The sequence below is a fragment of the Paenibacillus anaericanus genome, from assembly GCF_003994475.1.
In the GTDB taxonomy this organism is placed as follows: Bacteria; Bacillota; Bacilli; order Paenibacillales; family Paenibacillaceae; genus Fontibacillus; species Fontibacillus anaericanus.
Window position 1 is genome coordinate 46,324 of record NZ_RZNY01000019.1, and the last position, 23,143, is coordinate 69,466.

Here is a 23,143-nt window from a genome sequence, read left to right on the forward strand (position 1 = left end):
ACTACGTTACGATAAGTAGGACAGTAACTACAACAACAATCGCTCCGATGACAGAGCCTGCCCAGATGAGTGCTTTTTTGTTGACCTCATCTCTTTTTTGTTGAAGTGTCGGCGGTTTACGTTTAGCGGTAGACATGAAACCATTCCCCTCTCGTGTCATACAAGATATACATCTTTATTGTAACGGCTTTCATTTTAAAATTCTACTATAGATGTAGGACTTTCTTTGAACCTGAACGTTAATCTTTTCTTTTGGCGAAGAAACCGCTAAACTGGATATAGTATATAGAGAGCATGGGAAAGAGAACGGAGTGAAGTGGAATTGTGTTGTATCGTCATCTAGGAAAACCGTTATTTTTCAAATTAGATCCGGAAAAGGCTCATCATCTTGTAATCAATGGTCTACATAAGGCTTCGAAAATTCCAGGGGGCACCAGCTTGATGCGTGGGATGTATGGTATTCCGGACTCACCGGAACTATCCACCGATTTGTTTGGGCTTCGTTTCCCTTCTCCGGTCGGCCTTGCTGCTGGTTTGGATAAAAATGGTGAAGCAGTAGACGGGTTCTCCGCTATTGGATTTGGTTTTATGGAAGTAGGTACGGTGACTCCCAAGGCTCAGCCGGGTAATGATTCACCTCGTTTGTTTCGTTTACCATCGGATGAGGCACTAATCAATCGAATGGGATTTAATAATCTTGGCGCTGAAGAAATGGCTAAGTCTTTAGGATCATTGAAATCACGACATATTCCGATCGCTGTCAATATTGGTAAGAATAAAGTTACGCCAAATGAAGAAGCGCATCATGACTATGAGAAATGCATTTCGGTATTGTATCCTTATGCCGATTTCTTTGTGGTGAACATCAGTTCACCGAATACACCTGATTTGCGTAATTTACAGCATGGGAGCGAGCTTGCTGTATTACTTGATGCAGTAATGAAGGAAATGTCCAAGCAGGCTGCATTGTCGGGGTCCTCTAAATCAGTACTGGTGAAGATCGCTCCTGACGTTAATGACGCAGAGTTGGAATATATGATTGATACGATCCAAAATAGCGGTGTTTCTGGTTTAATCGCTACCAATACAACGTTATCCCGAGAAGGGCTTAGTCATAGTAATGCTAAGGAAATGGGTGGGCTTAGCGGGAAACCTCTACGTGAAAGGTCAACTGAGGTCATATCGCGTGTCTACCGCCAAACGTCCGGTCGTCTACCGATTATTGGATCAGGTGGAATTTTTACCGCTGACGATGCTTACGAGAAAATTCGGGCGGGGGCTAGCTTGGTTGAGATTTATACGGCGCTGATTTATGAAGGTCCTGAGATTAACCGTAAGATACATCACGGTCTGAAAGAATTGTTGCGTAGGGATGGATTATCCCATATTTCGGAAGCGGTGGGCGCCGATCATCGTTAAACCGAGTTACACAAGATAGGAGGCACAGGTATGATGGACAGTAGGGATTGGGGAACATTTTTACTACCCTATGATCAAGCCGTTGAGGAATTGAAAGTGAAGTTTAAAACTATGCGATCAGAGCTCAAGAAACGTGAGGAATACGCACCGATCGAGTTCGTAACCGGACGGGTTAAGAAAATTTCGAGTATTCTGGACAAAGCCAAGCGGCTCAATGTATCTATGGATGATTTGGAGACGGGCATTGAAGATATCGCAGGAATTCGCATTATGTGCCAATTCATGGAGGACATCCGCAGAGTTGCAGAATATATCCGGATGCGTAAAGATCTTAAGGTTCTTTTTGAGAAAGACTATATAACGAATTATAAGGAGAGCGGGTACCGTAGCTTTCATATGATCGTAGAATATCCGGTTCAGACGGCTCTGGGGCAGAAAATTGTGCTAGCAGAGATTCAAATCCGTACGCTTGCGATGAATTTCTGGGCGACAATTGAGCACTCACTCAATTATAAATACCGGGAGAGCTTGCCGGATGAAATGCGTAGACGACTTAAGAAAGCAGCCGAAGCTGCTGCTGTACTAGATAATGAAATGTCCAGTATACGTCAGGAAATTTTGATAGCTCAGAAAAGCTTTGAAGATGATTCCAATGTAATCACACTTCTTCTGGCTGCTATCCATAAGCTATACTTCTATCATTTAGTATCTGAGGCTATTGAAGCGCAGCGACAGTTCAACGTCTTATGGGAAGAACGTGACATGGAAGGGCTTAAGGATTTACTCACCACAGTGAAAAATCAGATTAATGCTGTAAAGAAAGTCAAGGAGCCCGGAGATGAGTTATGAGCCGCTCTATGTAGCGTACCTCATATATTTTAACCGGGATCGCGATTACTTTGAGTGCCACGAGGTATTAGAGGAGCTTTGGCTTAAACAAGATAAAGATCCTCTATACAAAGGATTACTTCAGGTTGCAGTTGGTCTGTATCACTTCCGGAACGGGAATGTGACCGGTGGAGTGAAGATGTTACGTTCCTCTATTGGACGCCTTTCACCGTATCCTGCGGATATTCTCGGAATTAATCTGACGAAGCTTCGAACCGAGGTTTCAGCATATATCACGGCGTTGGAGCGTTATCAGGATCAACCCTTTGAATATTATGATTTGACGATTGAAATTTGTGATGCTGAACTTCTAAGTATAGTTGCGAGCACATCGCTGGATATTTCCCCTAATGTGCCACAGCGGCGAGGCCCTCAGCGAGGTGCCAAGCATGAACTGCGGCAGAAGGGTTAGTTTATAATGGTAAAAGAAGAACCCGGCTCTCCGATTTGCATGACGGAGTCGGGTTTCTTTTCATTTTCTTAAGGGGCCATGATACAATAGAGATAAGTTTATCAATGGTTTTAATGGAATGGTTAAGGTTGGTGATGACGAAGAAGATGAGTGAAGCGAAAAAAAGACAGCGTATAGATAAAATATTAGGGCACTTAGGATACGGATCCAGATCAGATATCAAGCTAATTGTAAAACAGGGCAAAGTAAAATTAAACGGTATTGTTTTAAAGGATAGCGGTACGCAAAGTAATCCTTATAGCGATCAAATAGAGGTAGATGGTGAACCCATCATGTATCGTGAGCATGTATACCTAATGCTACATAAGCCGCCGGGTGTTGTATCAGCGACTGAAGATAATTGGGATCGTACCGTTATAGATTTGCTTCCAGCCAAGTTTAAAGTATTCTCGCCTTTTCCTGTTGGGCGTTTGGACAAGGATACCGAGGGTCTGTTGCTACTCACCAATGATGGACAACTCTGTCACGATCTGCTCTCTCCACGCAAGCATGTCCCGAAAACGTATGAAGCGGATGTTCTTGGCCACGTGGGGGATCGTGAAGTGGAACTATTCCAGCAAGGGGTCGAATTGGATGACGGGTATGTTACTCTTCCTGCAGATTTGAAGGTGCTGGAACGTGTAACACAGGAGGATGGGAATGTATTGTCCCATATTTCTTTGACTATTTCGGAGGGGAAGTTTCACCAGGTAAAACGGATGTTTCAAGCTGCTGGCTCTAAGGTGATTTACTTGAAGCGAGTCTCTATGGGTCCGCTCCTACTGGATGAGACGCTTCCGAAGGGTGCTTTTCGCGAATTAAGCGAATCCGAGCTGGAGGCGCTGAAGCAATACAAGAGATAGTGGTGAAGGCTGTAACTTCGAGAGAAATTTGGGCCATCGATCGCTGTTATCCTCGGATTTCTTGATTTTTACCGCTATTAGCGGATGAAATCCGAGGATAAAGGCGAACGCTTTCGCTTCTCCGGCTCCAAATTCCCTCTTCGTTACTAGTTCACCACGTTATGTAGCGATTCAGCGAAGAAGAACTCGGATGGTAGCGCATTGGAGCAGAAAGCTCGAAGATGCCTTACAACAACGTAAAGCGCATCCCGTAGGGATAGCGGCTCATAGCAGATAGTATTAGTCTAAATCGCATAGGAGCAGCATCAGCTCTACATTGCAGGAGCGTCCCAAGTAGAGCGTGCCCAAAGGGAGATAAGCGACTATTACTCATAGGATTACTCGGGTGCAACGACAGGAGCAGTGTCTGCAGCATGTTTACCTGGTAGCCCGGGTTCGCCAAAAGTGAGACGTGCCCAAAGGGCGAAAGGCGTGCCTCGAACCAACGTAGAGCGCATCCCCGTAGGGGACAGCAAGCAGGAGTGCCTCTGTAAACTCCCATATTACTTAAGGCGGGAGTACAGAGGGCAGCATCCCCCCCCAGGCCCTCCCTTACGATAGGGAGGGTTTGGGGGGGGTGGGATTATAATTAGAAGAAATGGAGACAGAGATGAAATACAAACTGATTGCATTAGACGTAGATGGAACATTACTTAGCGATAATCATGAGTTGACAGAAGGCACGATGGAAACGATCAAAAAGATCGCGGAACAAGGAACAGAATTTGTGTTATGTACGGGAAGAGCCCCGGGTAGCTCAATTCCTTTTATGAAGCAGATGGGTTTGGAAGGATACATTATTACTCATAACGGAGCGGCAACCGTTGATGTGCGGACTGAGGAAATCATTCATGAGTTCGCAATGAATCCGCATGGTCTAGATAGTTATATTGATTATTGCCACAAGAACAATGTACATTTCGATGTTAATACGACCTTTGCTCTTTACGTACAAGGCGCAGCTGGTCTTAGTCAGGAAGCTTTGGATCTGTATGGTAAATTTATGGTGGTACCGAAAGAACTCCCCGGATGGGCTGATATGAGTGAGCCTATCGTTAAATTTACGGTAACAGGACAGATGGAAGAACTAGACAAGGTTTATGCGGATTGGAGCCTCTGGACGCAGGAATTTAATATGCTGCGTAGTGGCGACTTTTTCATCGATTTGATGCATAAGGAAGCTTCGAAGGGTGCGGCATTGAAAAAGTTGGCCGAGAAGCGAGGAATTCCTGCAGAGAATGTGATGGCGATCGGGAATTACTATAATGATCTCACGATGCTTACATTTGCAGGCCTTGGCGTTGCTATGGAGAACTCACCACTTGAGGTGAAGGCAGCGGCGAATGCTATAACTGCTTCAAATAATGATGAGGGCGTTAAATTAGCACTACAAAAACACTGCTTATAGTTGAATCGATTGTAGTCATGTTAACATGGAATAAGTGAAATTAATGCAAAAAGCGGAAGAACCCTTTAGCAGGGCCTTCCGCTTTTTTTGCTGATCATGCCTTTAGATGAAGGCACGAGATACGATAACGAGCAAGATGAACAACACCAAAATAACACCTGTGGAAGTAAAGCCTCCGCCTAAAATTTCACCCATTGTAATTCCTCCCTCACATTCTGGTTTGTTCTCCCCGTCATTAGCGGGATACGGTATTATATGTTTAAGTGGCAATTATGTATGGACTAATGATCCTGTCAGGTTAAAATCAGGTCATCTGCCATTGGACAATCTAACTTAAAAAGTTTAGTTGAATAAAATATCTTATCACCGTGAAAGGGGAATGGATGTTCTTTACTGCCTATGGCATAATGGAGATGCAAGCCCGTTGACTCGAGCAAGAATACAGAGAGTATAAAGGAGAACGCTTATGAAATTGTTACAGGCGTTATTTTTTCCTCCGGAACAGCCCGGAGGCGTATCTTCAATGATCCCTTACTTGCAAGACAGATTTAATCCTCCCCATTGGGAGATGGAAATGTTTTCTCTGCCTAAACGGATACGTAACAAGGGAAGTCAGTCCGTGGAATTCCACACCTTTGATTGGCATGAGTACAAACAAAGTCCTGTCGTGCAAAAATATATACAAACTTATCGCGATTACTTATGGTGGACGAAGCTAAGGCTTCAGCAACCCTACGATCTCATTCATGCTCACCATCCGATAGTTGGATTAGTTATGAAGGAAGTATTTCCTGAGACTCCCGTGTTAATGAGTATTCACTCCAGCTATGAGCGTGAGTTAATCTTGAACGGTGTGATTGAAGAGAATGGGTTAGAGCATCGTTTCTTGACTTCCATTTATAAGGAACTGGAATATCGATGTGATCGGATGTTTACCTCTTCAAGATCTTTTATGGACTATTTATCACCTTATGTTGACCATCCTGAGGCAATTAGTATTATTCCGAACGGTTTCGATGAGAAGCGATTTAAGCCCGTGCCACATGATAATGAGGTGGCGCAACTGGTGACTGTTTGTCGATTGGTTCCTGCGAAGGGACTCGACATTTTGTTGAAAGCTTGTGCCGAGCTGAAAAAACGTGGATTAACCTATGTGCTGCACATTATCGGTGATGGACCGATCCGCAAAGAATTAGAAGAGTTGGCACAAAGTTTAGGTATTTATGATGAAACTATTTTTTATGGATATACCCTTCACCCGGAAGAGTTCATGCCTTTCTTTGATATATTCGTATTGCCATCTCGCGCCGAGGCGTTTGGTTCGGTATTTGCTGAAGCAGCACTTTGTTGTCTAGCTATGGTAGGTACAGAGGTTGGCGGAATTTCCGAGCAGATTGAAGATGGAATAAACGGTTTACTTGTCCCTCCAGAAGATCCTGTTGCCCTAGCAACGGCATTGGAGAAATTGATCCTTGATCCAGCTTTTCGTTACGAGTTGGCTCGAAGTGGCTCAGATCAAGCGAAGGACCATTATTCCCTTAACCGCGTAGTCCATCAGTTAAAGAAAGTGTATTTGCAATACAAATAATGAAAGAGTGGGACTGTATGCTACCATTTCGATTCATTCATGCTGCTGATTTACATCTGGATACTCCCTTTTCGGGAATGTCCGGTGTACCTGAGCAACTACGCCAATATTTGCAAGGTTCCACCTTTGCCGCATTAGGAGGTTTGGTGGACCTTGCTATTTCCGAGGAAGTTGATTTTATAGTCATTAGCGGAGATGTTTATGATGCTTCAGAGTCATCACTCCGTGCACAGCTTAGATTGCGAGAGGCGTGGGAAAGACTAGGTCAGCATGGAATCCCGGTCTATGTCATTCACGGGAACCACGATCCGCTGAATAGCAGGCGCCTACGTCTCGCCCATCCACCGCATGTGACTATCTTTGGTGCAAAGGTGGAGAGCATAAATGCGACTCGCCGTAGCGATGGTGAAACCGTAGCTGTTGTAAGTGGGATTTCATATCCAAGCGCAGCTGTGATGGAGAATACGTCGCTCCAATTCCGCCGGGATTTGGCTTCAAAGTTGTATCATATTGGCTTATTACATGCGAATGTGGACGGGCAAGAAGGTCATGATGCTTATTCTCCTTGTTCACTACGTGATTTACAGAACACAGGATATGATTATTGGGCACTTGGACATATTCATAAACGCCAGGTTCTAAGTCAATCCCCGTGGATTATTTATCCTGGTAATATCCAAGGTCGGAGTTTAAAAGAGACAGGACCAAAAGGATGTTATGTCGTAGATGTGGGTGAGAACGGAGAAGCCAATCCTATTTTCCATGAGCTTGATCATGTTCGGTGGAGTGAAATCGAGATATCGATTGAACGTTTGTTGACGGAGGAAGACTGGAAAGAAGCAGTCGAAGAACAAATAGAAGAGTTACGTGAGAATAGTGTAGGAAGGCTCCAGGTAGTACGAATTACTTTTACTGGTAGAGGGCCGCTACACTCACTCCTTCAATCCGGACGGGAGAGTGGGGAACTACTACAGGAGCTGAGGAGAAGGGAGAATGTACGTCTTCAGGGTAGCGAAAACGGAGTAGGCAGTCTTGGTTCTATCGTATGGTTAGCGGGGGTTAAGGTAGCTACTGGAATGGATATTGACACTAGTACTTTACTACAGGAGGACAGCTTCTTGGGTGAGTTATTTCGGTTATCCGCTCGCGCCGAGGGAGATATTGAGTTGTTAGATTCAATTGTGGAATCAGCATTGGCTCCATTGATGGATAATTCGACTCTTCGAGGGTTGTTAAAGGAAGAAGGAGCAAATTCAAACACCAAACTTGAACTGCTGCGGCGGGCACAGGAGCTGGCATCCTCCTTACTAGTAGAAGTGGACTCCAGAGGAGGAATGGGCCAATGAGGTTGGAGAAGCTACAGGTAAGTGGATTCGGACACCTGCATGGGGTTGATGTGGAATTGCAAGGACCTGTGACTGTCCTGTATGGACCCAATGAGGCAGGGAAGAGTACTCTTCTAGGTTTTGTTCGGGCGATATTATTTGGGATACCGAGCAGGGCGTCTGGTCACTTACGATACGAGCCTACACAGGGGAGCATACATGGCGGAATGCTGACCATCGAAGGAGAGGACGGAGCTCTTTGGAGTATTGAACGTTATGCTGGTCACGCAGATGGGCGAGCTTTATCAGGTACACGAGGTGATCGACTTCGAATCACTAAGAGCGATTTAGATGGGCGCCTACAGGAACTCACACAACAAGAGATGCAGCGAGAACTACTTGGTGGTATGTCCAAAGAGATGTTTAAGCAGTTATTTGCCGTGTCATTAAGTGAACTGCAAGAGGTGTCAGCCTTACAGTCAGAAGAGATGAGCAGGTTTTTGTTTCACGCTGGTATTGGCGGTGGGGCCGCTGTTCTTCGTGGTGAGAAGAAGCTGGCGCAGGAGATGGATAAATTATACAAGCCGCGTGGCCGTAATCAGGAAATGGCTCAAATGCTGCAGTCCTTAGATCGGCTTCGTCAGGAAACGGATGCTGCGAAAGCTCTGTTGCCGCGGTATAACGAGGTGTTGGTAGAACTAGAAGAAGTGGAAGCCAAACGGGCCAAATGTACATTAGAACGTACCCTTAGCTTGCATGAAGCAAACAAGCTAGAGAAGGCAGCAGAGATTAGAACGGAATGGTTTAAAAGAGAAGCGCTCTTAACTGAGCTGGGTGCGCTACCCCTACATAGAGGATTCCCAGAGCAAGGGTTGATCCGTTGGGAGACACTTCAAGGCGAGAAGGAACGGCTATTATTAGAGATTCAAGAGACGAATCGCCGGTGTGATGTTCTACATTCAGAAATGGCTTCCCTTATTTTGAATCAGGATATTCTTGATCATTCTGGTGAGTTAAATATGCTAGCTGGTCTTATGCCTGGATATGAGTCCAGGATGAAACAAATTGCAGAATTGGAATCGGAAGCGCTGACTCTCCGTGGTCAACTAGCCCAATGTCTTCGTAGTATTGATCCAGTATGGCGGGTTGAGGATTTACATAACTTTGCCGGTACGGTTAGTGAGCGAGAAAACGTGCGGCGGTACATATCCCGTTTCGCTGAGTATGACAAAGTGATGGAGCGGCTGCATACTGAACGTTTCAAGCAGGAGCGGGAGATTACCGCTTTGAAATCTGCTTATACGAGTGCGGTCTCAAGAATGGAAGAAAGTAAGTTGAATGGACTCCATCAATTTGACGTCCTAATTCCGCAAGATCGGGCTGAGATTCGCAGTCTATGGAGTGAGACTAAGCTTGAGCTTGATCGCTGGCGCGAAATATCGATGTCTAAACTTCTTGACTCCAGAGCTACGGCCGCTGAGGCTTTAACACAGGATCGTATGCGCTCGTTATATTACCGGCTACTGGGTGGTGGCGCAGTCCTGACGGTGATACTTCCAGCTGGACTCTGGATGACAACCGGTGAACTTTGGATTGCAGCAATTGGCGGCGGATTTATGATCTTGTTTGATTTGTTCTTATGGCTTGGTTTCAAAAGTGGAAGAACTAAAGGTAAAAATTCTTTGCGGCGTGCTGGTCATACCGGAAATGTATCGCCTGTAGAGGCACGATTGAGTACGTTATTGTCCAAGCTTATCCGTCATCCATTGACGGCGGCAGGAAAGGACATGAGCAGTGTCTCTTCGATTGACCCTGAGGATTGGGAGCTTGAAGAACGTCAACTGCGTCAGCTGATGGAAGGTTGGTATCTTTGGGATCAGCGGCATGAAGTGTTGGAGGCGGAAGTCTTAAACTGTCGTAGCCGAGCTACGGCAGCGATAGATGAATTACAGAACTTGGAGCGAGAGCTGAGCCGTCGGGAAGCTGCCTTCGATGATCTAGTGCAGGAGTGGGAGTCTTGGTTATCGGAACGGAAGTTACCACGGGATCTCTCCCCAGAGGCGGCTTTGGAAGTCTTCCGACTTACAGAACAAGGTGGGGAGTTGCTGAGCCGAATTGAAGGGTTATCTTACAAAATATCTGGAATGCAGAAGGAAAATGAAGACTTTAAGGAGAGATGCCGATCTCTTCGTGAGACGCCAGAAGGAGCAGCCCGGACCTCTGTAATCTCTCAACTACAGAAAATGCTTCTGGAACTGGAAGCACAGCTAGAAATTAAATCCCGCCGAGACATCTTGGCTATACAATTGCCTCCTCTTGAAGAAGAAAGAGATCGATTAGAAGACCGCTTAGACCGAGTGTTGACGCTAGAGCATAATTTACTTACGGAGGCTCATGCTGAAGAAGGAGAAGATTATTTACGCCGCGGAGTTATAGCAGCTAGACGTGAGACACTAGAGAAGGAAGTCCGGCAATGTGATCTAGTTATGTTTGGTGGATTAGATGATGAACGGAAGCAACAATTGGAGTTGTTGCTACATAACCATACGGGGGAGGAACTCTCGAGGCAGGTGAAAGAGGCCAGGGAGACGGCGGAAGAAACGGAGAGAAACTGGCAGAATCTCCAGGAACAACGTGGTAGGCTACTACAAGAGCAAGATAGTCTAGAAGCACGCTGCAAGCAGGAGGATTTGAGCCAACGGTTTGCGGAGAATAAGGCGGCATTGAGTGAGAGTATAGACAATTATGCCGTTATGGCGGTTTGTAATGAATTGATTTCGCGGGTTAGGCGCATATATGAGGAAGAGCGCCAACCAGAAGTTTTACGGATGGCATCGGGTTATTTTGCCGAAATGACGGGCGGAGTCTATCGCCGAATTGTGCTGAAAATGGGCACCCAAGAACTCATGGCAGAGCATCGGGAACACGGAGCTATTGAAAGCACCTATCTAAGTCGAGGGAGTGCAGAACAGTTATATTTGGCGATGCGACTGGCGCTTTCAGAAGCGGTTTCTGGACATGCTAAACTCCCTATCCTACTTGATGATTTGTTTGTCAATTTCGATGCTTCTCGTATGGGAGGAGCAATTTCTGTGCTGAAAGAGGTGTCTAACAGACACCAAATTATTATGATGACTTGTCACAAGCATGTTGTAGATGAAATCATGGCAAAAATCCCAGGTTCACAAATTGTACAATTATAGTTAGTATTTTAAAGTCAGCCGTGGATCATGATCATGTGGCAATTAACACCTTACGTTTAATTTTTCTTCGGTTTGTAAACAGCCAGCATGACTGCCCAGAGGAGACTGAACACGCCAAATGTTGGATATAACACGGATAACAGTGAGCTGAAACCAAATTGGCTAGTTAAGTAACAGATGAACAGAATAAGTAATGAGATAATACGGGGCGACAGTTTGAGATGTTGTTTTATTTGCAAGGTCACTCCGTAAACATCGGCGACGAACGTGCTGAAGATTTCCATGAAAATAAGAAAAACGTAGATCAATTGGACTGTCGTACCTAATTGCTGGGCGATGTTACCCATTGGAATCTCATACTGAACGATTCCCGGCATATAAGCGGATAAGGCGAAATGACCTGCCATCAGCATGAATCCAACACCTAAGCCACCGAGAGTGCCACCCCATATAATGACCTTGCGGCTCTTGGTATGGCTGCCAATAGGAACGAGCACAGCTTGAGCCATGGAAAGGTTGAAGGCCGTATACATAAGGGGAGAAGCCCAAGTAGCAACGAGACCACTATCGGTGCCAAGTGTAATGAAGTGAGTAGCTCCAGGAGATCCAACGGTATTGAAAATAATAGTAATCGATAGAATGAGCATCATAGGAACAACGATGGAATTTAGTTTCATGACGCCACCGATCCCTTTACCCAGAAGCAAATAGGTAGCGACTAGCGTTATTGCAAGTCCTGTTTGATAGTAAAGACCAAGGTGTTCAGCGAATACCGATCCGGCTCCGGCCAGCATGACACTGTTGACTCCAATCAGGACGATAAGAGTGAAGAGGCTGAGCCATCGCCCGATCGTATCCCCGAATAAACGACGATTTAAATCTTCGTAGGAAGTTGCCTTGATTTTGTTGGCAAGCAACATCATTTTGGTGCCTAGCCAGATGAATAGAACGGTCGCTAGGAGTATCGTAAGTACTCCCCACTTCCCGTATTTAGTAAAGAATTGGAGTATTTCCTGTCCTGTAGCAAAACCGGCTCCGACGACGGTGCCGATATAGGTGAAAGAAATTTGTAGAACTTTTACGGCATTTTTCATGGTCTTCCCCCCGATGAATGTGCTATATATAGTACAAGGTATGTTGGCCGGGAACAGGACATGACTTAAACTTGTCCTCTGCAGTTGCTGCCGCTCCCGGAAAGGTGGAAGAAAACGATGAGTGAAGTCATGTCTTATCTTACACAGTACGGTTATCTAGCGATGTTCGGTTTGCTCTCATTAGGATTTTTAGGTATTCCTGTTCCGGATGAGACACTGGTCATGATGTTTGGTGGTTTAACGACTCAGGGACATTTTGGATTCTGGATCACATTTTTGGTTTCGGTGCTAGGTAGCTTGGCAGGAATGATGCTAAGTTATGGTCTTGGACGTTTTGTTGGCAAACCGATTCTATATAAATATGGAAAATGGATCTGGATTACACCCAAACGATTGAATAAAACGGAAGTATGGTTTGAACGATTTGGTACCTGGAGTATTTTGATCGGGTACTTTATACCAGGTATTCGCCAGGTGACGTCTTATTTATCTGGGGTTTATCGATTAAAGCTTCGGGTTTATATCCTCTATGCTTCAATAGGCTCTGTCGTTTGGTGTGGGACTTTCATGCTAATCGGACGAGCTATTGGACACCGTTGGCATAGGATAATGCCTTATGTTCATGGACATAGAAGATTTCTTATAACATTGGTTTTCATTCTAGTGGTGCTAATTATTTCCGCAGTTATGATTATGATTTCGCGTAAACAGAGGCAGAGGGTGACAGGAGAAGAACCTGCATCTTGAAAAGTGGTAGAGAGAAAATGAATGGCTACAAATGTATTCTGGAGGAGATTAATTATGGAAAAGCTAAAACAAAGAATTGTAGAAGATGGTGTGGTTGTTTCGGATCAAGTGTTAAAGCTGGATGCGCTATTGAACCATCAAGTGGATCCACAGTTGATGATGGAGATGGGCAAAGAGTTTGCAGAGCGGTTTCGTAATGAGGGTGTTACGCGAGTAGTAACTGTGGAGTCATCAGGTATTTCAATAGCTTTCGCAACGGCATACGAATTAGGGGTACCCTTAATTTTTGCACGTCGGAAGAAGACACTTCTTGCAGAGTCAGATATGTTGTGCGAACGGGTACCGTCATTCACCAAAGGAATTGTAACTGATATAATGATCTCCCGTGAGTTTATCTCAGAGAATGATCGGATCCTGTTTATTGACGATATTATTGCAAATGGGGATGCTGCGCGAGGATTGATCAAGATCATTCAACGTGCGGGTGCAGAACTTGTAGGAGCTGGTATCGTGGTAGAGAAAGCTTTCCAACTCGGTGCAAATGCAATACGGGAGCAAGGAATCCGGCTTGAATCATTGGTTGTCATTACTTCGCTTGAAGGTGGTAAAGTAACATTTGCCAATGACTAAACTCAGAGCAAATTTGCAACAATCCTATGCAGGTATTCATTTTTTCGGTATAATTGGGGTACTAGGAGAGGAGGCAAATATGAATGGGGAATGAATCAGTGGTGAGCGTGGAATTTTTCATCTCAAAACTTGCCGATGCAAAGGTTACTTTCGAGCGTGCTTTAGATTGTAAACATACGGAATTTGATGACCTTTATCCCTATATGCTTGAACACCCTCAGTTCTTCTGGTATAAACGCTACGTGGCTTGGTCACAATTATTGACCATTGCAGGGTTGTGTGAGGAGCTGTCAATTCCTTGGAAAGAGCAGTTTAGCTCACAACAAGTAGGGTATCTGGAACAACGAGTAATGTCCGCTAAGGTACTTGATTTCTGGTTTGAGAAGAATGACAGTAAGGAACACGCACAGCGTTGATCGGTTAAGAGCCATATTGCACATGCCATACAGAGGACTCCGTCGAGGTAATCGCGGGGTCCTTCTTTGAAGTAATAGATAAAGGAGGATGCCACATGATAACAGATGAAGAATTGAACGCCTTTCGTTTATCTGGTGAAAAGGTACGGGTCACACGCGATGCGATCGAAGCTAATGATATTAGAGGCATCGTTGTAGCTTGGAATGATACCCAAGTGATGATCCGTAGACCGAATCGAAACGTTGTTAAGCTGGATCGGAATTACATTTACCGTCCTTCACGTGAACCAAGAGTATCGCCCCTGGATTTAGTGTAGTAATTAATAAATTCGGGCGTGCTATCGCGCGTGCTAGAGTTGGTTCTTAGTGAGTTCTATAACGAAGACTGCTGCTAGAATATGAGTGAATTTCAATGAGCGTTACGTTGAGAAATTAACTTTCCGGACTGTAGGTACCTTATTTCCGCCCATTCTACCTGCGGGAAAGCAGAGGCGGACATAGGTTCCGTTATTTGCTAAAAAGATGCCTGTTTTACCGGGATTTTGGATAATAGCGGATTCTAGGTCCGCATAAATTCAAATTTGGGAGCTTTTTAGGTTATTAGCGTACTCAGTGTCCGCCAATCTGTGATTTTAATGGTGAACTTTAAGTATAGATGATGATTAATAATAATGTTGACTCTCTTCCCAGCGATATGATATTATATATCTTGTCGCTGCGGAAGGAAACATCTTCTAAAGCCTAATAATACGCGGTCATGGCGGAATTGGCAGACGCGCTAGATTCAGGTTCTAGTGTCAGCAATGACGTGGAGGTTCGAGTCCTCTTGACCGCATTAGAGATTTAAACCGGAGAAGCCTTGATTTATAAGGCTTCTCTTATTTTTGTCTATGTGGGATCGTTGGACAAGAGGACTGGAAAGGTCATTTATTAAGATGGTTTTCTAACATTTTTCTAACATTCATTTTATTTTGTTATTTGAAGCGAGAGAATGCAGATTCTCGATACTCTCAGTTGATGTAATTTGTATGTTCCCCTGAAGGTCTGCTTCTTGATTAATAATTTGTTTAACCTCCCTTCTTAGAGTCTTGATTTCCCCTTGTATAGCCAATTTGCAATTAAGACCAGTGTTCTTATGAGTGAACTCGAGTGAAAGCCTATATTGCCTTTGGATGAGTCTTACTAGGGCTTTATCTGTCTCATCACTCATTAGCATTGTCCAAACTGCTTTCTTCATCGTTTATCTCTCCTTCAACTGGATGAGTTTCTGATTGTCTATTCCTTGAGAAGATGTCATTAATTTTTTGAGCGGTGTTCACTTTCATTTCGGTATCAATGTGTGCGTAAATATTCGCTGTGGTGCCAATGTCAGCATGACCAAGCCAGACTTGTATTTCTTTGAGGCTCATACCATGCTTTAATAAATAACTAGCCGTTGAGTGCCTGAGATCATGGAACCTTATCGGTGGCAAACCGTTCTCAGCAAGAATTTGCTTGAATTTATGATTAAGGTACTCTGATTTTAGGGGAGATCCATCAGGCCAACAACACACAAAACCTGACTTGTCATATTCATTTCCGTAGACCTTCTTATTGTGCTTTTGTTGCTTCAAGAGGATTTCAAGATAGTCTTTAATCTTCTCGATTCAAATAACAACGTTGGAATATTCATAGTCACCTTGCCATGTGTCACGCTTTGGTTTACGTTTGTGATGAAATCCTCGGCTTGTTGAACACCGGGATCTCCGTTGTTTTCGCCCCAAAATGAATAGATTTGTCCTAGAACTGGAATTTGCTTGAGTGCATCAGCCATTGCGGGCGATACAAAGCCGGAAGCAATGAGTGTAACTCCAAGGATTGAAGCGGCTGCAGTGGAAACCCACCATTTATTAAAAGTTCTTGATACATTTGTCTTTCTCTGAATGGGGGAAATGGAATTATCGGTTTCTCTAATGATTTGTTAAGTCTCATTCAGCTTGGAGCCGGCAATAAATATTAGATGACTGATCAGGAAGTAGGCTTTGGCAGTTCTTTAATTGTTCTTCTAACTTAGTGGTTCACGATGTCGCAACTCCCTTTTCTTGATTGATTTGAGATGAATGCTTTAGCTTTTTGCGGGCGCGATGCAGCCGGGTCTTCACGGCTACCGTAGAAATTTCGAGAATGTCGGAAATTTGACTGATCGGCATGTCCTGTAGGTAATGAAGGAGAATGACAATCCGTAGGTTCTCATCAAGATGTTGAACGGCATCCCATAATTCGATTTTCTCATAATCCTTGGAAGTGGAAGGGCTCTTGAGCTGCTTGACCATTTTGTTGCATTCATTAATCAGAATCCGGAAGATCCACGTTTTGAAAAAAGCGGGCTCTCTGAGTGTATGGATGGACTTAAAGGCTTTAAGCATCGTCTCCTGCAGGGTATCTGCACAATCTTCGTCTTTGTTGACAATGGACCTTGCAGTTCTATATAAAGGTAACTCTATCTCTTGCATCAACTGCATGAATGCTTCAGGGTCCCCAGCTTTGGCTTTGACGACAATAGGATCTGTATGCAAGGGTTCAGCTTTCTTGACTAGAAGTATTAAATTGTTCGTAACGTTACGTATATATTAGATCGGGTAGGTAGCTAGAAGGTTACATGAAAAAAACCACGTATTCAAGGACTGCACCCCGTTTGTGAGACAGGGACCAAACAAGGGCCAGGCAAGCAAGCTTGCGTCCGAGCTAAAAGCTCCGCACAAGCATGTTGTGATGCGGAACGCTGATGGTGCAGGCGATCACTGCCATATGGGCGCAATGCGTCTACTTCATCAGACCATCTTCGACTGGCTCCACACAACCCTGAGAATCGTTTGTTGAGCAACAAGAAAACTGCATTATAAAGGAAGGTACCTGGGAAACTGGCAATTGTCCTATTTGGTGATCTACACAAGTATCGTCTTCCTTGCTGGATTTTTACTAAGCTTTGTTATCGCGGTTGGAGCGAGAGAATGGTGCAAGGTGCATATTGATTGGATTTTATTGTTCTTTTAATATGCAACAATATGTATCAATATGCGTATTAAGGGACGGGATAGATAGTTTTAAAAGTGAGTAATTAGGACTATACGGAAAGAATGACGCTCAATATATTTAGATTACTATTGAGGTTGTAGCGTGCGAGCGTTTTAGCGACATAGGTAATAGAGTTTTACTGAGGATGAAGCGATTGAGAATACTGAAGTGTATTTCGTCAAGTATTCAGGGCTTATCCGAACCTACCATCTCCTATATTCACAAACGTATCATAAAATAGTACTGGCTATAATTATTACGACGTATCAGAATGGCTCTTAGAACGTTGGGAGTCTTTAGTTTTTATTAACATCATAATTGCCACCTACCCGCTCCAGATCGATAAATTCTCCTCTACTAGCTCTGACCACTAAGATCGGACTCGCAAGTATCAGGAAAATATGACCATTTGGAAGGGATTTGCTCTGAATTTATCGAACTAAGATATTTTCCTACCAAAAAGGGGAGTCTCTAGTTGGATGATAATTCCTTTTTAGAGTCAATTCCGAACATTGAAACTAATGAGGGATTGAGATTGCCTCAGATAACGGACCATTGTTAGAAGTATTGTTTGACCGCGAATTGGAAGTGCAGAAAATAATGCAGGAAATCAAAGCGAAAATACCGGAAAAAGTGTGAATAAAACCCACCCTTCACGTGTGGGTCTGTTTGTTGCTTAACAAAATTTTGTTTTCTGAACTTCTTGAAGGCAATTGGTATTTCACAGTCATTGGATGGGGGCACATCTTATAAGATTTGTTCACACTGAACACTCGACACATGTGGAGTGCTCAATATTGATGATACTCAATAATAGTTGAGATGTGGCAGTATTGCTCAAATGCATTGTTTTTAATGATTGTATACACTAAGGCACGCTATTAAGATAGCGGACAGCTATATTCAATGAGTCCTTTGATATTAGATTTTAAAGGGAAGTTCTTGCCGCCACTGAAACCAATAAGGATGAATAACATCGTCCTTCTCTTTGCCCAGCTCAAATAGGCCGCTTAATGTGGGACGTTGTCAGCGCTACAGATTGAACTTGGCCGCGAGGCGTTGAATAGCATTCGCTTGCATCAACTTGTTCATGATAAGGAAGCCAAGCACTCCCCCGAGGGTATTGGCGATAATGTCGTTAATGTCCGTACTTCTGCTGCTGCCGAGAGTGATCCCGATAACCATTTGTATAACTTCAATGGAGAGGCTCAAGATTAGTACCAACTTTGCCGCTTTTTTAGTGCTATCGTATTTAGGATTCAAGAGAGGCAGATACATTCCCAGCGGCACTAGCATGATGATATTCAAAATAAATGATTTTATATCGATTGTTAATATAGGGATGAAATTAATATGTTTATACCAAGGCGTTTGGTTCACATATAGGCCAATATTGACATCAATCGGGAAGAGTACTAAATGGAAGACAGCTAGTAAATAGAAGCCAAACGTGACGAGTAAGGTATATTGCAGAGCTGTAAACCTCTTGATCTTCAATTTAGTCAAGCCCAACAGAGTGACCAGAAATATAAGAAACAGCGGTGCCAAGACATAATAAGATTCAATTGTATATTGGATAGACATCAGCTCGGATTCTCCTTTCAGCTCGTGAATGAACGATCAGTCGATGATTAGTTCATTTTTTATTTCAATTAAATAGTTTCTTCGTATAAATACGTAGAAAAGCAGCTGCAGGATCAAAAAGCTGCCCATGATTAAAAAGGCGGCGGTTCCGACTTCTATCTCAAATATACGATTTAGCGTGCTCAGTGCGACTGAGGAATGAATACATGCAACGATATAGGGCAGCATGAACAAGATTCCCATCTCGATTGTGGTTATCCTTTTAATTTCTTTGAAGGTTAAGCCAACCTTATTCAACTGCTTATATTTTTTCTTATCGGTTTCCACATCGATAAAAAATTTGTTATAGATAAAACTGCCTGAAGTCACGAAGAAGATCATTCCAATAAATATGGACAAGAACATGATCGTACCGTAAGCACTTTTTTCTGTCTCAAAAATATGCGACTTGGATAAGAATATACCGTTAGGATTACTTTCATACTTGGCTTCATATTCATCATAGACGACATAAGTGTCGGACCAGTCCTCGACATGGAAGGCATATTGAATCCCTTCATCGCTTTCAATGAGATCATATAGCGTATCGGCAACGACATATAGGGTTGATGCTTGGTCTTGCATGATCTTTGCCTGTATTTCCTCGGTTACCCGGATGGGGTTTCCTTCAATCGTCATGCGATTGATATCGTTGCCGAATTCGGCAGAGGCCATTACTTTTATCGTCTCATGCTCTTGAATCGAAGCAGTTCGGAGGTCTAATTGTTCGGCCAGTTGGTTATAGACACTCATCTTCATCAGGGTATAAGAAATCTCTTCCGCATCGGTAACCGATTTGTTAGCGATGGTTATTGGGGTATAGGAAAAACCGCCTTCCTTCAGCTGCTGATCAATAAAATTGATTTCCTCATGGACGGTCAGGTTCTCGCCAATTGTTTGATAAGTAAAGGCAAGAGGATATCTCTCTTCGATATTGCCTAATGTATTATCCCAGAAGGCATAACAAGTTCCGATCGATATGAATGCTGCTGTGGATGTGATCGATATGATGAAAAACACTCTAGCATTATCTTTCATGCGATAGAACAAATTGGATACCCAGATCAAATTCGTGTGCTTCAAATAAAAAAGCCTGTTCTTTTTAAGGAATGCGATAAAAAAAACACTAAACTGCGAAAATAGGAAGAAGGTGGCTATGACAACCATTACCATAACCAATAAGATGATTTTTTCTAAATTTTCAATATTACTGGTAAAGGATATATAGTAAGCGACGAGTAGCAGCACAGCACTCAAGATAGCTAAAAGCACGGATGGCTTAGGCGCGAGCCTTGGAGCTATTGTTCCTTTGAGCAAGTGGAGGATGTCCTTCTCCTTGATAATCCATGAAGTGAAGAAAGATACCAAGACACATAGAAGGATAAAGGCAACCGAGGTAATCAGAATAGCTTTAATTGGAAAATAATACGGCAGAGCTTGAATCCTAAACAGTTTCTCGATCATAATTAAAAAGAGTTTTGAGAAAACTAATCCTGTTAGAATTCCGCAGACGGTTGCTGCAATGCTGATCAACATATTTTCGATAAATATCATCTTTAAAATCTGCTTTTTCGATGTCCCGATCATATATAAAATTCCGAATTCTTTATACCGGCTCTTCAGAAATACGCTAATGGAATAAAACACGAAGAAAAAAAGGAAGAAATAAGTGATGATTTCTGCTGCGTAAAGAGATACCTCAATATAGGATTTGAATGCCCCTTTGTCGGGGTGAAGTATAAACATGGTAAAGGTGAAAAATAAAGCGACAGAAATGCAGGTGCTCAGGAAATAAGCAAAATAGGCTTTCCCATTGCGCGTTACATTTTTTATGGCGAATTGCTTAAAATTCACGCGAAGCACCTCCCAAGAGAGAAAGTACGTCGATGATCTGTTGATAAAACTGCTGCCTGCTGCTGCCTTTATATATTTCATTATAGATGCTGCCGTCTTTAATAAATAAGATCCGGTTGCAATAACTGGCTGCCAAGGGATCATGAGTCACCATCATAGTAGTAACCTGTTCCTCCTGATTGATTTTCTCGAACAATTCCATTACGATCCTCGATGCGTTGGAGTCCAAATTTCCTGTAGGTTCGTCGGCAAGAAGGAGGGCTGGCTTATGGATGATGGCTCTGGCAATAGCCGTTCTTTGAGCTTCTCCTCCGGAGACTTCAAAGGTTCTCTTGCTCAGCAGATGCTTGATGCCAAGGATATTGGCGACTTTCGTCAGCCTTCTGTCTTGCTCCTTAACAGGTACTCCGTCTAGGGCCAAGGGCAAGATTACATTTTCACCAAGTGTTAGTGTGTCAAGCAAATTAAAGTCTTGGAAAACAAAACCCAGTTCCCTGCGTCTAAAAAGAGCAAGCTTATCCCCATTTAAGCTTAATGGGTTATTACCCTCAATATAAATTTCACCTGATGTGGGTTGATCGACCGTAGAGATCATATTTAACAAGGTTGTTTTGCCGCTGCCGGAAGGTCCCATAACCCCAACCAATTCACCGGCTTCAATTGAAAAGCTGATATGATTCAAAGCGCTGAACATCACTTGTTTGCCATAAGATTTGCTTAATTGACTGACCTTTAACATTTCCATAACGATATCTTCCCCTTTGTGGTTAATCGCGATATCCTCTATAGTAATCGGTCGAGTCCCATTGAGCGATTCATCTTCATTACACTTTTCTTACATGGATGTAAGGTTGCCAAATCGAACAATGACCTTTGTACCTCGATTCACTTCTGACTGAATTTGAATATTGTGATGCAAGTTCTCGCAGACCTTTTTGGCGATATATAGTCCCATCCCTGTAGATTCCCCCCGCACTCTTCCATTTGCGCCAGTGAAGAAGAGATCGAACACTCTTCGAATATCTTTAGGATGAATTCCGATGCCTTCATCTGTGACCTCCAGAACAACTTCATTCTCTCTCCGATAAGCGGAGATGCTCACATATTTCCCTTTTCCTTTGGAATATTTGATGCCGTTTGTGATCAGCTGTTCAATGATGAATTTGAGCCATTTTACATCCGTGTAGACCTCAATGGTTTCGTCAATGGTTGCTCTAGGTAATATGCCGCTAGTTATGAATTGTTTTTTTTCTTGATTGATGCAATCTATAATAAGGGGCTGCAAGCGTGTCTTCTCAATGACGAAGTCCTTCTCAAAGGCATCCAGACGCGCCAATGATAAGGCCATCTTAAGCCCTTTTTCAATCTTATACAGCTCTTCTTGGATGCCGCTCACATATATGGTACCAGCCTGAGCCTCCAACTGCAGCTGGATAACGGAAAGAGGCGTTTTCATTTGATGCACCCATTGGTTGATGAATGTTAAGTGCTCTTGATGTTTTTGATTGGATTGCTGCAATTTCAATTCATATAAGCGGTGTTGTTGTTTGAGCAACATGGAGATTTGATGGCTCCAAAAGGAGCTCCCCTTATCCAACGAAATTTCCTCTAGAGCATGGAAGTCACGATATAGTAAGGCATAAACCTCTTTCGTTTTGGCATATTTCCACACTAAAAAAACGAGAAGAATAAAAGTGTTAAATATGAATATGTACATGATACTCTGGAATGGAAAATCTATCACGAGCACACAATAAAAAACAGACAATATCACTGAGAAATAATAGAGAAGAATATATCCCTGATGTTCTTTTAGAAATAATCGCATTGAAGGTACACACCTACCAGCATTTATTTAATTTATAACCGAGGCCTCTGATCGTTATAATTCCGTTTTGAATACCAAGTTCTTGCATCTTTTTTTTCAGTCTTGTGACATTTACATTCAGGGTGTTTTCTTCGACGAACTGGGAGTCATCCCACATCTTTTCGAGCAGATAGTTTCTGTAAACCACATTCGGATAAAATTGAATCAAACTTTCGAGCAACAGAGCTTCTTTTTTCGTAAGCGTTAATGCCTGGCCTTTGAATTCGAGCTCCAATCTTTCGGGATATAAGGTTAGCTCTTCCCAGGTCATAACCCGCTCATTCGAACGGGCATAATCGCCATAAGCTCGTCTAAGATGGCTTTTGATTTTGGCCATGATCACCTCGTAAGAAAAGGGCTTGGTTATGTAGTCATCTGCGCCGTTTTCAAGAGCCATCACTTGATCCATTCCACTTTCTCTAGCCGAGATGAAGAGAATTGGAGCTTTAGATATTTCCCTGATCCTTCTACACCAATAGAACCCGTCAAACTTAGGAAGGTTCACATCAAGCAGCACTAAACTAGGACGGTGTAAAGAAAATTCTTCTACGACCTGTTCAAAGTTTTGTACAACCTTCACTGAGAACCCATACTTCTCTATATGTTCTTTTAAAAGTCGACAGATAGACAAATCATCTTCAACTATAAAAATGGTATATTCCATAATTAAATTA

23 protein-coding genes and 1 tRNA gene are annotated in these 23,143 nt (G+C 43.2%); 13 read left to right on the plus strand and 11 right to left on the minus strand.

Annotated features, from left to right (window positions below; translation table 11 throughout):
- Nucleotide 1: 1 nt before the first annotated feature.
- Nucleotides 2-136 (minus strand): hypothetical protein, encoded by a 135-nt coding sequence (locus EJP82_RS28670; protein WP_281278206.1) that lies wholly within the window; start codon nt 134-136, stop codon nt 2-4.
- A 188-nt stretch (nt 137-324) separates the two neighbouring features.
- Here EJP82_RS28670 and EJP82_RS19910 point away from each other — a divergent pair, with 188 nt between their 5' ends.
- The 5 genes from EJP82_RS19910 to EJP82_RS19930 all read left to right on the plus strand — a co-directional run bounded on the left by EJP82_RS19910 (nt 325) and on the right by EJP82_RS19930 (nt 5,068).
- Complete coding sequence (locus tag EJP82_RS19910; RefSeq protein ID WP_127193828.1) at nt 325-1,419, plus strand: quinone-dependent dihydroorotate dehydrogenase; 1,095 nt, start codon at nt 325-327, stop codon at nt 1,417-1,419.
- A 33-nt stretch (nt 1,420-1,452) separates the two neighbouring features.
- The gene (gene yjbM / locus EJP82_RS19915; RefSeq protein ID WP_127193867.1) at nt 1,453-2,268 is read left to right on the plus strand and encodes a GTP diphosphokinase; all 816 of its coding nucleotides are present in this window, start codon (nt 1,453-1,455) and stop codon (nt 2,266-2,268) included.
- Nucleotides 2,258-2,719 (plus strand): DUF309 domain-containing protein, encoded by a 462-nt coding sequence (locus tag EJP82_RS19920; RefSeq protein WP_127193829.1) that lies wholly within the window; start codon nt 2,258-2,260, stop codon nt 2,717-2,719. Before yjbM ends, EJP82_RS19920 begins: the two co-directional genes overlap by 11 nt.
- A gap of 146 nt (nt 2,720-2,865) precedes the next feature.
- Nucleotides 2,866-3,621, plus strand: coding sequence for a pseudouridine synthase (locus EJP82_RS19925; RefSeq protein WP_127193830.1), 756 nt, complete (start codon nt 2,866-2,868; stop codon nt 3,619-3,621).
- Nucleotides 3,622-4,270: 649 nt separating this feature from the next.
- A complete protein-coding gene (locus tag EJP82_RS19930; RefSeq protein WP_127193831.1) occupies nt 4,271-5,068 on the plus strand; it encodes a Cof-type HAD-IIB family hydrolase in 798 nt (265 codons plus the stop codon).
- A gap of 102 nt (nt 5,069-5,170) precedes the next feature.
- On the opposite strand, the gene EJP82_RS28190 is transcribed toward EJP82_RS19930, so the two are convergent.
- On the minus strand, nt 5,171-5,263 hold the full coding sequence (locus EJP82_RS28190) for a YjcZ family sporulation protein (RefSeq protein ID WP_211350208.1): 93 nt from the start codon (nt 5,261-5,263) through the stop codon (nt 5,171-5,173).
- A 271-nt stretch (nt 5,264-5,534) separates the two neighbouring features.
- Here EJP82_RS28190 and EJP82_RS19935 point away from each other — a divergent pair, with 271 nt between their 5' ends.
- From EJP82_RS19935 to EJP82_RS19945, 3 genes are read left to right on the plus strand one after another with little or no spacing between them, the layout of a single operon-like run.
- Nucleotides 5,535-6,656 carry a glycosyltransferase family 4 protein gene (locus tag EJP82_RS19935; protein ID WP_127193832.1) on the plus strand — a complete coding sequence of 374 codons (1,122 nt, stop codon included), beginning with the start codon at nt 5,535-5,537 and terminating at the stop codon, nt 6,654-6,656.
- Between the two features lie 17 nt (nt 6,657-6,673).
- Nucleotides 6,674-8,002, plus strand: coding sequence for a metallophosphoesterase family protein (locus EJP82_RS19940; RefSeq protein WP_127193833.1), 1,329 nt, complete (start codon nt 6,674-6,676; stop codon nt 8,000-8,002).
- A complete protein-coding gene (locus tag EJP82_RS19945; protein WP_127193834.1) occupies nt 7,999-11,184 on the plus strand; it encodes an AAA family ATPase in 3,186 nt (1,061 codons plus the stop codon). Before EJP82_RS19940 ends, EJP82_RS19945 begins: the two co-directional genes overlap by 4 nt.
- A 56-nt stretch (nt 11,185-11,240) precedes the next feature.
- On the opposite strand, the gene EJP82_RS19950 is transcribed toward EJP82_RS19945, so the two are convergent.
- Nucleotides 11,241-12,278 (minus strand): YkvI family membrane protein, encoded by a 1,038-nt coding sequence (locus tag EJP82_RS19950; RefSeq protein WP_127193835.1) that lies wholly within the window; start codon nt 12,276-12,278, stop codon nt 11,241-11,243.
- Between the two features lie 117 nt (nt 12,279-12,395).
- Here EJP82_RS19950 and EJP82_RS19955 point away from each other — a divergent pair, with 117 nt between their 5' ends.
- From EJP82_RS19955 to EJP82_RS19975, 5 genes are all read left to right on the plus strand, one after another.
- A complete protein-coding gene (locus EJP82_RS19955; protein ID WP_127193836.1) occupies nt 12,396-13,025 on the plus strand; it encodes a DedA family protein in 630 nt (209 codons plus the stop codon).
- Between the two features lie 54 nt (nt 13,026-13,079).
- Complete coding sequence (locus tag EJP82_RS19960) at nt 13,080-13,655, plus strand: xanthine phosphoribosyltransferase (protein ID WP_127193837.1); 576 nt, start codon at nt 13,080-13,082, stop codon at nt 13,653-13,655.
- 83 nt (nt 13,656-13,738) lie between these two features.
- Nucleotides 13,739-14,071: a hypothetical protein gene (locus EJP82_RS19965; protein ID WP_127193838.1), complete on the plus strand. Its 333-nt coding sequence runs from the start codon at nt 13,739-13,741 to the stop codon at nt 14,069-14,071.
- A 95-nt stretch (nt 14,072-14,166) separates the two neighbouring features.
- Nucleotides 14,167-14,388, plus strand: a complete 222-nt coding sequence (locus EJP82_RS19970; RefSeq protein WP_127193839.1) for a hypothetical protein — start codon at nt 14,167-14,169, stop codon at nt 14,386-14,388.
- A gap of 434 nt (nt 14,389-14,822) precedes the next feature.
- Nucleotides 14,823-14,906, plus strand: a tRNA-Leu gene (locus EJP82_RS19975).
- Nucleotides 14,907-15,273: 367 nt separating this feature from the next.
- Here EJP82_RS19975 and EJP82_RS19985 read toward each other — a convergent pair.
- From EJP82_RS19985 to EJP82_RS20025, 8 genes are all read right to left on the minus strand, one after another.
- On the minus strand, nt 15,274-15,684 hold the full coding sequence (locus EJP82_RS19985) for a tyrosine-type recombinase/integrase (RefSeq protein ID WP_170220247.1): 411 nt from the start codon (nt 15,682-15,684) through the stop codon (nt 15,274-15,276).
- Entirely contained in the window at nt 15,681-16,028 is a 348-nt protein-coding gene (locus EJP82_RS28910; protein ID WP_127193868.1) for a DUF4179 domain-containing protein, read from the minus strand. The genes EJP82_RS19985 and EJP82_RS28910 overlap by 4 nt, the downstream gene beginning before the upstream one ends.
- Nucleotides 16,029-16,128: 100 nt before the next feature.
- Complete coding sequence (locus EJP82_RS19995) at nt 16,129-16,626, minus strand: RNA polymerase sigma factor (protein ID WP_246054308.1); 498 nt, start codon at nt 16,624-16,626, stop codon at nt 16,129-16,131.
- Between the two features lie 1,531 nt (nt 16,627-18,157).
- Entirely contained in the window at nt 18,158-18,709 is a 552-nt protein-coding gene (locus tag EJP82_RS20005) for a VanZ family protein (protein ID WP_127193842.1), read from the minus strand.
- 36 nt (nt 18,710-18,745) lie between these two features.
- Entirely contained in the window at nt 18,746-20,602 is a 1,857-nt protein-coding gene (locus EJP82_RS20010) for an FtsX-like permease family protein (RefSeq protein ID WP_170220248.1), read from the minus strand.
- On the minus strand, nt 20,592-21,347 hold the full coding sequence (locus EJP82_RS20015) for an ABC transporter ATP-binding protein (protein ID WP_127193844.1): 756 nt from the start codon (nt 21,345-21,347) through the stop codon (nt 20,592-20,594). Before EJP82_RS20015 ends, EJP82_RS20010 begins: the two co-directional genes overlap by 11 nt.
- Before the next feature lie 90 nt (nt 21,348-21,437).
- Complete coding sequence (locus EJP82_RS20020; RefSeq protein ID WP_127193845.1) at nt 21,438-22,430, minus strand: sensor histidine kinase; 993 nt, start codon at nt 22,428-22,430, stop codon at nt 21,438-21,440.
- 13 nt (nt 22,431-22,443) lie between these two features.
- A complete protein-coding gene (locus EJP82_RS20025; protein WP_127193846.1) occupies nt 22,444-23,133 on the minus strand; it encodes a response regulator transcription factor in 690 nt (229 codons plus the stop codon).
- Nucleotides 23,134-23,143: the final 10 nt, after the last annotated feature.